Genomic DNA, 12535 nt, shown 5'->3' with positions numbered 1-12535 from the left:
GCCTGTAAAACAGCTCTCAGCCAACGATGATGCCTTATTTGCGGAAGGCAAAATCAAACGGCGCGTTTATCATTGCGATTGATCCGCGTGTGACAGGGACAACCAAAATCGCCGATCTCCACCTGCAGATAAAGCCGGGAGCAGACACAGCACTCGTGAACGGCATGTTGCGAATCATCCTTGAGGAAGGGTACGATGACCACCGGTTCATTGCTGAACATACAACCGGATGGGAAGAACTGCTTGCTTATCTTAAAACCGTTCGGCATTCTTAACAGTTAATGGTAAGCAGCAACGTAGTAGTGTAATTACGCTCTATTTATAAGCGGCCAAAAATTTGAATTACCTAAAAAAGCAAGCCGAAATATCCGGCTTGCTTACAATGTTTTTCCAGAGGCATTGCCGGGCTTCGCTATTTCGCTTGCTTGGGAACGCATCCGCAGATTTACGATTACGAACCACAGAACAAGGAACATAAAGATGATAACCCCAACAATTTCAAAATCTACCTTGGAATTCGGATAGAAGTATGTAAACGCTTCATAAAGAGAAACCCCATAGGCGAGTGCCACAATTACCCATCCCATGATTCGTGAGGTCGATTGCCCCAGTTTATTCGATTGGGTCATCATTCGATAGACAATCATCGAATCGATTGTATCCGTAATCATCATTCCAACCATAAACGTAACCCCTAAAATATAAGGCATATATTTGGTTGAATGTCCGGCTGCAAGCGCCCATACCGATGTTTGGCTTACCGTATCAGCGGCTAACGCGAACAGGCCCCCAACGAGAATGACGAGAAAAGGGTTGGACGTCTCCTGAATGAAACGGGGGAGAAATTTCCCCTTGATTCCCTTCGGTTGAAAGTTTGTTTGAGCCGATTTTCTGCTTACAAGATTGTAGACGTTTAATGTGCCAATAAGAAGCAGGGAAATTACGGAAATCCACGTGACCATACTGTCGAAGTAATCCGGAAACGTGAATTTTCGGCTGAACATCGCCAAAATAATGGATACGCTTGCAACAACGAGACCGTGTCCGAAAGAAAACAGCGTGCCTACCCAGCGGGATATGGAACTCCCTATCCGCCAGTTATAGCGGGTTAGCCCGTCAATGCAGGCCAGATGATCCGCGTCCAATCCGTGCCTGAGCCCTAATACAAATACGAGAAAAAGCAGCGATACATTTTCCATAAACTACTTACACCTTTCCTTTCCGCGAAGGTTGTTTGGCGTGGGCATCTAGGTAGGTCTCCTGGCTCCCGGATCATCGAACTCTAATCGCCTTCCCCAGTGGTCGAGTGGCATCGTTGAAAAGAGAACTCCCCGGTTACAGTGGCGGGACCGCTCGGGATTTTCACCCGATTCCCTGTTACGCCTTGTTTTTACAAAGGCACCTAGCCGCCTGCATTTTCTAATTTTTACATTTGATTTTTGGCGTGAGCCAAGTTGTCTGAACTAGTTTGTCTGTTCTCTCGGATAGGATAACAGAAAAAATTTCATTTTGCTAGGAAAATTTAGGACGACAATTTAGCAGTGGACAAAACGAAAGCTTTTCTCCTACAATGAACCGTATTACAACGGCATACGGTTTGATACGGATACTTGAAGAACGGGGAAGGGAAGTGTCAGAATGAAAGCAATTATGCTGCAAGGAACCTCGTCGGATGTGGGGAAAAGTGTTTTATGTACGGCGCTGTGCCGGATTTTCTATGAAGACGGCTGGAGGGTGGCTCCGTTCAAATCACAAAATATGGCTTTGAATTCTTATATCACGAGAGACGGCAAGGAGATTGGGCGTGCGCAGGGAGTTCAGGCGGAGGCTTGCCGGGTGGAAGCGACAGCGGATATGAATCCAATTCTGCTAAAACCGAAAAAAGATATGGTGGCTGAAGTGATTGTAAGGGGCGAACACTATGCGGATATGGAAGCGAGTGCCTATCGCAACGACTATGTACCAAGAGCTCTTCCGATTCTGCAGGAATCGCTCGGGCGCCTCGCAGAAGAGTACGAAGTCCTCGTCATTGAAGGAGCGGGCAGCCCTGCTGAAATTAACTTAAAGGACCGCGATATTGCTAACATGCGGGTAGCGAAGCTTGCCGATGCGCCTGTCATTCTTGTGGCGGATATCGACAGAGGCGGGGTTTTTGCTTCACTGGTGGGAACGTTGGAATTGCTCGATGAAGAAGAACGCGCTCGGGTAAAAGGGTTTATCATTAATAAATTTCGCGGAAAATTCTCTATCTTGGAGCCGGGACTCGCCTGGTTGGAAGAGCGGACAGGCATTCCGGTACTGGGTGTCATCCCGTATGCAATGACCGGGATTGATGCAGAAGACTCCCTTGCCCTGACATCTTTACAGCTGAAAAAGCAGGATGAGGCTGCGGACGCATTAAAGGTAGCTATTATCAGGCTGCCGCACATCTCCAATTTTACAGACCTTGACCCGTTCTATGACGAGCCGGGAGTTACCGTTCGGCTCGTCTCTTCCCTGGCGGATTGGAAAGCCGCGGACGTCATTATTATTCCGGGGACAAAAAACACAACCGATGATTTGCACTGGTTGAAAACGACGGGGATTGCGGCCTTCATTCGTGAAGCGGCGAATGAAGGGAGGTGTGTCGTGGGCATTTGCGGCGGTTACCAAATGCTCGGACTTACTTTACATGACCCCGATGGCATCGAATCAAACCATGCCAAAATGAATGGGCTTGGTCTCCTTCCCATCCATACCACCTTTCAGGCGGGAAAACGAACCGTCAGAGTGCAGGGAAAAGTGTGCACAGGTTTTGCGGAAGGGTGCCATGTGGAAGGGTATGAAATCCATCTTGGGCAAACGGTTAGGGAGGCTGGAAGTTCTCCAATGTTTGCGTTGGAAGGTGAGCGGACCGATGGAACGATAACGGAAAACGAAAAGGTATGGGGAACTTACCTGCACGGGATTTTTCACAACCGTTCGTTCACGCGCGCATGGCTGAATACCATCCGGACCGATAAAGGATTGCCTGTCGTACAGGATGAAGTGGAAGCGGAGTCCGTCCGCAGGGAGGCCAGCTATGCTTCGCTTGCAGCCCTCGTACGACAGCATCTCGATATGGAGAAGGTATATGAGATTATGCGCATGACAAAAAGTAAGAGGCCGATGACAACAGCATCTCCTGTAGACAAATAGAATAATTATGAATTATGATTAAGTACATAAAAATGAATAGATAAGCAGTAGAGGAATGTAATGCACATTCACACAGGGAAGAACGGTGCAAATCCGTCGCGGTCCCGCCACTGTAAAAGACGAGCGATTCATAAGGCCACTGGAGAAATCCGGGAAGGCATGAATCGCGTTTGAGTCTTAAGCCAGGATACTTGCCTGCTGCTGGATGGACCCATCCTACGGGGATATAGGAGAGGTGTTCTGCTACATTTCTGTGTATAAACTGCTTGTAACGTTTAAACATACGAAAAAGGACGTCTCTTCCGGGAGGCGTCCTTTATTATTTTTTCCAAAAAACCTTGAGGTGAGAAAATGGAAAACAAAAGAGGAAAACTGCTCATCATCGGATTCGGACCGGGAAGTTTTGACCACATTACCGAGCGAGCGCGGAAAGCGATTGAAGAAAGCGAAGTGATCCTCGGGTATACCACGTACGTTGATCTTGTGCGTGGGCTCCTGCGTGAGGATCAGCAGATTGTTCAGACAGGGATGACGGAAGAGGTAAGCCGTGCACAGGAGGCCGTCCGCCAGGCGGAGCTTGGAAAGGTCGTTGGCGTTATTTCCAGCGGGGACGCCGGGGTGTATGGAATGGCCGGACTTGTGTATGAAGTTCTCATGGAAAAAAACTGGTCGGAAAGGGACGGCGTGACCGTTGAAGTGATTCCCGGTATTTCTGCGATTAACTCCTGCGCGTCCCTATTGGGTGCCCCGGTGATGCACGATGCCTGTACGATTAGCTTAAGCGACCATTTAACACCGTGGGAGCTTATCGCCAGGCGGATCGAAGCGGCAGGGGAGGCTGACTTCGTCATTGCGCTCTATAACCCGAAGAGCGGACGGCGGACCCGCCAGATTGAGGAAGCGCAGAGAATTCTTTTACAATACCGTTCGCCCCGGACGCCTGTCGGTCTTGTGAAAAGCGCCTACCGTGACCGCCAGTCGGTCATCGTTACTGATCTGGAGCATATGCTTGACCATGAAATCGGGATGCTGACCACTGTTATCATCGGGAACAATTCAACCTCAGTGTATGACGGAAAAATAATCACCCCGCGCGGATACCAGCGAAAGTATACACTGGATGCCGAAAAACAGACGCTTGCCCCCCACCAGCGCCTGCGCGAAGAGAACGAGCCGTGGGCACTGCATACAGTGGGGGCGGATAAAAAAAACGAAAAGAGTTCCCCCCGTTTCCTGGCTGAGGAAGCGTTAAGCAGGCTTCAGGGGACGAAAGGAGCTTCAGTATCTGTCCCGGCTGTTCCTGCTGCCCCGCGGGCTTTCGTTCAGGAATCGATTTTTGAATTTGCCGTGTCACCTGGCGTGGCAAACAAGAAGATAACGTCCGCCCAACTGATCGCGCTGGCTGAAATCGTTGGGGAAAATGGCACGATGGAATATACGCCGCACCACCAGATTAACGTCAGTGTTCCGACGGATTGTCCTGAGGTGATCACCGGGAAATTGCGGGAAACGGGGCTGATTGTCCTGCCGGTGGGAGACGTGGTGAGCATTAAAGCGTGCGATTTTTGCAACGGTGAAAAAACGGATGCGATGCCATATGCTGAAAAGCTGCAGGAACTTATGGGCGGCATGAGTGTGCCGAAAGAATTAAAAATTGGAATTAACGGCTGCGGCATGTCCTGCTACGGGGCGGTCACGGAGGATATCGGCCTTGTTTATCGCAAGGGAAAATTTGATTTGTTCCTCGGGGCAAAAACAACCGGCCGTAATGCCCATGTGGCACAGCCGGTAGCGGAAGGGATTGAACCGGATGAAATCGTTGAAACGTTGGAAAAAATTATGCGGAAATATAAGGCAGAAGGGCATCCGAATGAGCGGTTCTATAAATTTTTTAAGCGAGTAAAAGAAATTGAAGGGTTTAGACACGAGGACGCGCCGGTTCAGGTTTTAGTAGAAGCTGTGTGCGGGGATTAAAAAAATTGATAAAGCGAGGGGAACCGATGAAAGCTGTATTATTTGTGGGGCATGGAAGTAAGGATCCGCAGGGAAATGCAGAGATTCTTGCGTTTGTTGAAAAGTTCAAAGGTGAACTGGATGTTCCAATCATTGAAACGTGTTTTCTTGAATTTGCACACCCGGGGATTAACGAGGGAATTGACAACTGTTTGAAGCAGGGGGCTGCTGAGGTTGTCGTGATTCCGATGATGCTTTTCCCCGCCGGCCATTCCAAAATCCATATTCCGGCGGCGATTGACCATGCACGCGCACACTATCCGCATGTTTCGTTTACGTATGGCCGGCCGATTGGCATTCATGATGGAGTGTTTTCCATTCTGGAGGCGCGTCTGAATGAAGCCGGCTTTAACACAGAAGAAGAATCAGGCGATACAGCGATTCTTATCGTTGGCAGGGGAAGCAGTGATCCGGATGCAAACGGTGATGTATACAAACTTTCACGCTTATTGTGGGAACGCCTGCACGTACGGTGGGTTGAAACGTGTTTTATCGGTGTCACGGCTCCTTCCGTCGAAGAAGGAATCGAGCGGTGCCTGGCACTTGGGGCCAAGCGGGTCGTCCTCGTTCCTTACCTGCTCTTTACCGGCATCCTGATGAAGCGGATGGAAGAGAAGCTGGTAACGTTCCGGTCCGCCTATCCTGACCGTGCGTTTGTGATGACGGAATACCTGGGCTTCCATCCAGCCCTGCATGAGATTTTTCTTGAACGGGCCCGTGAAGCGCTCCAGGATGAAGTGAAAATGAACTGCGATACATGCCAGTACCGTTTATTTGCGGTCAAACAGTTGAATTTACACCATGACCATGATCATGACCATGGTCACTACCATCATGATCATGGTCACCACCATCATCACGGGGATCACCATGATGATCATGCCCATGAACTTCATCATGAACACGACCACCACCACTCCCATCAGGACCCCGAACGTTCCGGTGATGCAAAAGAAAAGGAGACGGTCTAATATGGTCCTCGTTCTTGCGGGAACAAGTGATGCGAGAGAATTGGCGCTCACGATTCAACAAGCAGGCTACGAATTGCTTACAACCGTGGTGACGGACAGTGCGGCAAAGAGCATGCAGGAGGCCGGGTTGCCCGTGCGTGTCGGGCGAATGAATGCGGACGAAATCCGGCAGTTGATACAGGAAAAAGGGTTTACGTGTGTGGTGGATGCGAGTCACCCGTTTGCCGAAGAGGCGTCCCGCAACGCACTGGAAGGCGCTCATGCAGCAGGAGTCCCTTTCATTCGCTACGAGCGCGCTTCAGCGGATGGGAGCATTCACCCGCTTGTGACTGTGGTGGAGGATTATGAAGCAGCTGCCGAACTGGCTGCCCGGCACAAGGGAGTTGTCATGCTAACAACCGGAAGCAAAACGCTGCAAATTTTTACGAAAAAATTGCTTGGGCTTCCTGATTTGACACTCGTAGCCCGTATGCTGCCGCGCAAAGATAACATGGAGAAATGCGAACAGCTTGGGGTCGAGCAGAAAAACATTATCGCCTTACAGGGGCCCTTTTCCAAAGAACTCAACATGGCGTTGTATAAGCAGTACGGCACGACTCTTATGATTACGAAAGAAAGCGGCAAAGTAGGTTCTGTCGATGAAAAGGTGGAGGCTGCTGTTGAATTGGGTATCCCGATTGTTATGATTGCCCGGCCAAAGATCGATTACGGCACGGTGTTTTCCGGCTTTGACGATATCTTGTATGCTTTGCGCGAAAAAATAGGGGAGGGGAAAAACCATGAACTTTCATACAGACTTTACACCGTTAACCGTACAACCGCAGGAGATTGAAGGGAAAAGTTTTGAAATGATTACCGAAGAGCTCGGGACGCATCCTTTCACCGAAGAGCAGTATCCCGTTGTACAGCGGGTTATCCACGCATCCGCCGATTTTGAACTGGGAAGAAGCCTCGTGTTTCACCCCGAGGCGATCGAAGCCGGGATTCGCGCCATTCGCGAAGGCCGGAAAGTAGTAGCCGACGTGCAGATGGTGCAGGTGGGAATCAGCAAGCCGCGCCTTGAAAAGTTTGGCGGGAGTGTCCATGTGTACATTTCGGATCGTGACGTGATGGAAGAAGCGAAGCGCCTGAATACGACGCGCGCGATTATCTCGATGCGCAAAGCAGTGAAAGAAGCGGACGGCGGCATCTTTGCCATCGGGAATGCGCCAACAGCCCTGCTTGAATTGATTCGTTTAGTCAAAGAAGGTCAGGCGCGCCCGGGCCTTATCGTCGGTGTGCCGGTCGGTTTTGTCTCGGCTGCCGAGTCGAAAGAAGAACTTGCCAAGCTCGATATCCCCTATATCACGAATATCGGCCGCAAAGGTGGAAGCCCGGTCGCTGTCGCCGCTGTCAACGCCCTCTCGATTTTAGCGGAAAAGCGGGGATAGACATGGAAAAAGATCCGGCAAAAATGCGGCATGGCTATACAACGGGATCGAATGCAACGGCTGCTGCGAAGGCCGCCCTCCTGTCGTTACTTCATCAGGAAGAAATCAAAGATGTAAAAATCATTCTTCCGACGAACGACATTGTTGGTTTTCATATGGAAAGTGTCGAGTTTACAGAGGAAAGCGCATCAGCAGGTGTCATTAAAGACGCTGGCGATGACCCGGACGCTACCCATCGTGCGCTGATCGTTTCGACGGTAAGCTGGCGGAATGAACCAGGTATTGAGATTGACGGCGGCGTAGGGGTTGGCCGCGCTACAAAACCCGGTGTGCCTGTACCGGTTGGCGAAGCTGCGATTAATCCTGTTCCGCGTAAAATGATAGAGGAAACGGTGCTGTCCGTACTGAGGGACTATGAAATCAGCCGGGGTGTGCGCGTGATTGTTTCGGTTCCGAAGGGGGAAGAAATTGCCAAGAAAACGATGAATGCGCGCCTTGGCATTATCGGCGGCATTTCGATTCTCGGAACGAAAGGAATTGTTTATCCTTTCTCCAGCGCGGCTTATAAAGCGAGCATCGAACAGGCTGTAAATGTTGCTGTACTTGCCGGCTGTGAGCACCTTATCGTAACAACCGGTGGCAAAAGCGAGAAATTCGCGATGCAACTGTATAAGGAATACCCGGAAGAAGCCTTTATCGAAATGGGAGACTTTGTCGGTTTTACATTAAAAGTGTGCAAATCGCACGCGGTCAAGCGGATTACACTGGTCGGAATGATGGGTAAGTTCTCTAAAGTCGCACAGGGGGTTATGATGGTTCATTCCAAGAGCGCCCCAGTCGATTTCGGCTTTTTGGCCCGCCTGGCGGAAGAGGCCGGTGTGCCTGAAGAGATCGTCGCGCAGGTGAGGGACGCAAACACCGCCTCACAGGTAGGGGACATGATGCAGCAACTGGGGTACCCGTCGTTTTTTGAAAAGTTGTGCCATTCTATTTGCGAGTCCTGCCTGAAGGAAATGGGCGGCGGAGTGGACGTGGAAGCCGTCGTGATTACCATGAAAAGTGAAATGTTGGGAAGGGGGAGGATCCCTTGCGATCGACCATTAGAGTCATAGGAATAGGAGACAGTGGAAGCGACAGTTTGCTTCCTTTATATAAGAAGTGGATTGAAGAAAGCGAACTGCTTGTCGGAGGAGAAAGGCATGTAAGTTTTTTTCCTGACTACCATGGAGAAATTCTTCCGATCAAAGGCGGGCTTACGGCTATTGTGGAACGAATCGGGAAAGCCGGTAAAAATACTGTCGTCCTCGCTTCCGGAGACCCGCTGTTTTATGGCATCGGTTCTTATCTCGCGAAAAAGCTGCCTGTTGAAATTTACCCGGGCATAAGCTCGATCCAGCAAGCTTTCGCCTTGATGAAGGAAAGCTGGCACGACTGCACGTTTCTTAGCGTGCATGGGCGGAGCATGGGAGGGCTTGCCCAGAAAGTGGACGGCCTCGATAAAGTGTGTTTGCTTACGGATGCGGAAAACAATCCAGGAGCCATCGCACGCTACCTGCTTTCTTTTGGTATGACCGAATACAACGCGTTCGTTGCCGAGAACCTGGGCGGGGCGGGTGAGCGGACTTCGTGGATGACCATTGAAGAAATGTCCGAACGGGAGTTTTCGCCCCTGAATCTTGTTGTGTTAAAGCGTGTCTCCCCGTCACCGTACTGGCCGCTCGGTATCCCTGATGAAGCGTTTGCCCAGCGAAAGCCGGACAAAGGACTCATTACAAAAAAAGAAATCCGGGTGCTTAGTTTGGCTGCTCTGGAATTGAAAAACGACAGTACGGTTTGGGATATCGGAACATGTACGGGGTCGATGGCGATCGAAGCCGCACGTTTGTGCAGGGAGGGTTCCGTATTTGCGATCGAGAAAAATGAAGCCGACCTGGAGAACTGCCACGAGAATATGCGCCGTTTTCGGACGGACTTTACCGCTGTTCACGGGAAGGCGCCGGCCGGGCTGGAAACGTTTGACGACCCGGACGCGGTTTTTATCGGTGGCAGCGGCGGCGAAATGAAAGAACTGCTCCATGTTTGCTGTTCGCGCCTGAAACCTGGCGGGCGTATTGTGCTGAATGCAGCAGCGATTGAGACACTGTATGAAGCGATGCAGACGTTTGCGGAAGAAGGCTATCAAACGTCGGTCACACTTGCCCAAATCTCAAGGAGCAAACCGATTTTACATATGAACCGATTTGAAGGATTGAATCCTGTTTATATCATAACGGCATCCCGTAAGGAGGAGATGTAGGTGGCGACTGGCACAGGAACATTGTATGGAGTAGGTGTGGGGCCGGGTGACCCGGAACTCATTACCGTAAAGGCGTTTCGCATCATGAAGGAATCGCCGGTCATCGCGTATCCGAGAAAGCGCAAGGGAAGCAAAAGCTACGCGTATCTTATTGCCGAGCAGTATATCGATCAGCATGAAAAAGAAATGCTTGGTCTTATTTTTCCGATGACGAAAGATCAGGCCGCTCTGGATCGCGAGTGGAATCATACGGTACAGGAGGTATACGAGCGCCTGGCTAAAGGTCTGGATGTCGCGTTTATCACCGAAGGAGACCCCCTTCTTTACAGTACGTTTATTCATATGATGCGTTTGATGCAGGAGCAGCATCCGGACGTAAAGGTTGTTTCGATTCCGGGTATTTCGTCCGTAAATGGGGTCGCTTCGCGGCTTGGCCTTCCGCTTGCCGACGGGGATGAGCATGTCGCCATCATACCGGCAACGGATGATAAAGAGAAGATGAGAGACGCTCTGACAAACCACGATTGTGTTGTTTTTATCAAGGTGGCGAAAGTCATCGATATGATGGTTGACTTGCTGCAGGAATTAGGGCTGGCAGACAAAGCGTCGGTCGTAACGAAAGTCACGTCCGGCGAAGAAGTGATATGGCCGGATGTAACGGAACTCAAGGGGCTGGAACTGGAATACTTAACGTTAATGGTGGTGAGAAAATGAAAGTGTACATCATCGGGGCAGGTCCGGGAGATCCGGACTTAATTACGGTCAAAGGTTTAAAGCTTCTCCAGCAGGCGGATGTCATTCTCTGGACGGACTCCCTTGTGAATGAAGCGCTGATCAACCGGGCGAAGCCGGACGCCGAGGTGTTGAAGACCGCCGGCATGACACTTGAGGAAATGGTAGACATTATGGCTGAGCGGGTAAAGCAGGGGAAGGTCGTGGTTCGTGTCCATACCGGGGATCCTGCCGTATACGGCGCGATTCTTGAACAAATGGTACTTTTAAAGCAGCAGGGAATCGAGTATGAAATCGTCCCCGGTGTTAGCTCCGTATTTGCCGCGGCAGCTGCGCTCGGGGCCGAATTAACCGTGCCGGATTTAACGCAGACATTAATTTTGACGCGCGCGGAGGGACGCACGCCCGTGCCCGAGCGGGAAAAATTAAAGGATTTGGCTTCCCACCACTGCACAATCGCCCTGTTCCTCAGCGCGACCCTTGTAAAAAAAGTCGTGGAAGACTTCCTTGCAGCCGGGTGGAGGCCGGACACTCCGGTTGCTGTCGTGTACCGTGCAAGCTGGCCGGACCAGAAAATTATCCACTCCACGCTTGAGCAATTAGCTGACGATATGCGGGAAAACGGCATCCGCTCCCATGCGATGATTCTGGCTGGCTGGGCGCTGGATCCGGAGATTACGGACAAAAATCAATTCAGATCGAAATTGTATGATGCGGCGTTTACCCACCGCTTTCGCCGGGGTGTTTCATCATGAAAGAAGCCACAACCGGAACCACAATCATTCCATTAACGGAAGGCGTCATTCCGTCCGTCAAACAGACAGGGAAATACGCGATCGTAGCGATTACGCGCCACGGGGTGGAGATGGCGCGTTCGCTTTATTCCAGGTTTCCCGATGCGGACTTATACTATATGAACAAATTTGAACGGGGAGATGAAGCGGACAAAGGAATTCAACTGTTTTCCGGCAGTGTGCGCCTTCTCTTCCCGGCGCTTTTCCCCGTTTACGATGGATTGATTGTGTTTATCTCTCTCGGTGCGGTTGTCCGGATGATTGCCCCTTTATTGAAGGACAAGAAAGTCGACCCCGGTGTCGTCGTGGTTGATGACCGCGCCGAATTCGCAATCAGCGTGTTATCCGGCCACCTGGGCGGTGCGAACGAATTAACGCGGGAAGTCGCAGCGATGCTTGGTGCGCAACCGGTGATCACAACCGCTTCGGATGTGCAAAAAACGATACCGGTTGATTTGTTCGGCCGGCGGTTTGGCTGGGAGTGGGACCCCGTGTCCGAGAAAAAATTAACGCCTGTTAGCGCGTCTGTCGTTAACGAAGAACATGTAGCAATCGTGCAGGAATCGGGGGAAAAGAACTGGTGGATGCATGAGACGCCGATGCCTGCGTCACTAAAACGATACGGCTCGATAGAGGATGCCCTCGCCGCCCAGCCGAATGCGGCGCTCGTTGTCACCCACCGCCTGCTTTCGCATGACGAAGAAGCAATTTTGCATAACGGGGTGCTGTACCGGCCGAAGGTGATTGTGCTTGGCATCGGCTGCAACCGGGGGACTTCAGCGGATGAGATTGAAGGGGTTATCCAACGTGCGCTGGATGATTTGCAGTTTTCTATTCGGAGCGTAAAGGCTATCTGCACCATCGATCTCAAAAAGAATGAAGAGGGATTGTTGGAAGTTTGCAGAAAATATGGCTGGGAATTCGTCTATTATACGCCAGAACAACTGAATGAAATGCATATCGAGCAGCCGTCGGAAACGGTTTACAAGTATACCGGTGCCTTTGGGGTGAGCGAGCCGGCCTGCAGGAGGTATATCAACAACAACGATCCGCTAGAACTAATCAAACGAAAATCCGGGAATGTAACGATATCGGTTGGCGTTCTTTCTTATTAAAATATAG

Annotated in this window: 12 protein-coding genes and 2 riboswitches; of the genes, 11 read left to right on the top strand and 1 reads right to left on the bottom strand. The window is 50.8% G+C overall.

What is annotated here, in order from left to right; genetic code table 11:
• Positions 1-26 precede the first annotated feature (26 nt).
• Positions 27-275 (top strand): molybdopterin-dependent oxidoreductase, encoded by a 249-nt coding sequence (locus tag H525_RS0119720; protein WP_035102086.1) that lies wholly within the window; start codon positions 27-29, stop codon positions 273-275.
• A gap of 102 nt (positions 276-377) precedes the next feature.
• Here the strand turns inward: H525_RS0119720 and H525_RS24885 are convergent, their stop codons facing one another.
• A complete protein-coding gene (locus H525_RS24885) occupies positions 378-1199 on the bottom strand; it encodes a HoxN/HupN/NixA family nickel/cobalt transporter (protein ID WP_051331179.1) in 822 nt (273 codons plus the stop codon).
• Positions 1200-1233: 34 nt separating this feature from the next.
• A riboswitch (cobalamin riboswitch) is annotated at positions 1234-1421 on the bottom strand.
• A 217-nt stretch (positions 1422-1638) separates the two neighbouring features.
• Between H525_RS24885 and H525_RS0119710 the strand changes: the two genes are divergently transcribed.
• The 10 genes from H525_RS0119710 to H525_RS0119665 all read left to right on the top strand — a co-directional run bounded on the left by H525_RS0119710 (position 1639) and on the right by H525_RS0119665 (position 12528).
• Complete coding sequence (locus tag H525_RS0119710; RefSeq protein ID WP_027417605.1) at positions 1639-3177, top strand: cobyric acid synthase; 1539 nt, start codon at positions 1639-1641, stop codon at positions 3175-3177.
• A gap of 32 nt (positions 3178-3209) precedes the next feature.
• Positions 3210-3390: riboswitch (cobalamin riboswitch) on the top strand.
• A 138-nt stretch (positions 3391-3528) separates the two neighbouring features.
• Positions 3529-5151: a precorrin-3B C(17)-methyltransferase gene (gene cobJ / locus H525_RS0119705; RefSeq protein WP_027417604.1), complete on the top strand. Its 1623-nt coding sequence runs from the start codon at positions 3529-3531 to the stop codon at positions 5149-5151.
• 26 nt (positions 5152-5177) lie between these two features.
• Positions 5178-6161, top strand: a complete 984-nt coding sequence (locus tag H525_RS24880) for a sirohydrochlorin chelatase (protein WP_051331178.1) — start codon at positions 5178-5180, stop codon at positions 6159-6161.
• A 1-nt stretch (position 6162) separates the two neighbouring features.
• Positions 6163-6993 (top strand): precorrin-6A reductase, encoded by an 831-nt coding sequence (gene cobK / locus H525_RS0119695; RefSeq protein WP_027417603.1) that lies wholly within the window; start codon positions 6163-6165, stop codon positions 6991-6993.
• Positions 6941-7591 (top strand): precorrin-8X methylmutase, encoded by a 651-nt coding sequence (locus H525_RS0119690; protein WP_027417602.1) that lies wholly within the window; start codon positions 6941-6943, stop codon positions 7589-7591. The genes cobK and H525_RS0119690 overlap by 53 nt, the downstream gene beginning before the upstream one ends.
• A gap of 2 nt (positions 7592-7593) precedes the next feature.
• Positions 7594-8703 (top strand): cobalt-precorrin-5B (C(1))-methyltransferase, encoded by a 1110-nt coding sequence (locus H525_RS0119685; protein WP_027417601.1) that lies wholly within the window; start codon positions 7594-7596, stop codon positions 8701-8703.
• The gene (locus H525_RS0119680; RefSeq protein ID WP_035102083.1) at positions 8679-9887 is read left to right on the top strand and encodes a bifunctional cobalt-precorrin-7 (C(5))-methyltransferase/cobalt-precorrin-6B (C(15))-methyltransferase; all 1209 of its coding nucleotides are present in this window, start codon (positions 8679-8681) and stop codon (positions 9885-9887) included. The genes H525_RS0119685 and H525_RS0119680 overlap by 25 nt, the downstream gene beginning before the upstream one ends.
• Complete coding sequence (gene cobI / locus H525_RS0119675; RefSeq protein WP_027417599.1) at positions 9888-10601, top strand: precorrin-2 C(20)-methyltransferase; 714 nt, start codon at positions 9888-9890, stop codon at positions 10599-10601.
• Positions 10598-11374: a precorrin-4 C(11)-methyltransferase gene (cobM, locus tag H525_RS0119670; RefSeq protein WP_027417598.1), complete on the top strand. Its 777-nt coding sequence runs from the start codon at positions 10598-10600 to the stop codon at positions 11372-11374. The genes cobI and cobM overlap by 4 nt, the downstream gene beginning before the upstream one ends.
• Positions 11371-12528 (top strand): cobalt-precorrin 5A hydrolase, encoded by a 1158-nt coding sequence (locus H525_RS0119665; protein WP_035102081.1) that lies wholly within the window; start codon positions 11371-11373, stop codon positions 12526-12528. Before cobM ends, H525_RS0119665 begins: the two co-directional genes overlap by 4 nt.
• Positions 12529-12535 lie beyond the last annotated feature (7 nt).

The sequence above is a fragment of the Aneurinibacillus terranovensis DSM 18919 genome (assembly GCF_000430625.1).
GTDB lineage: Bacteria > Bacillota > Bacilli > Aneurinibacillales > Aneurinibacillaceae > Aneurinibacillus_B > Aneurinibacillus_B terranovensis.
Note: the sequence above shows the minus strand (reverse complement) of the source record. Positions and strands in the feature narration are given on the sequence as shown.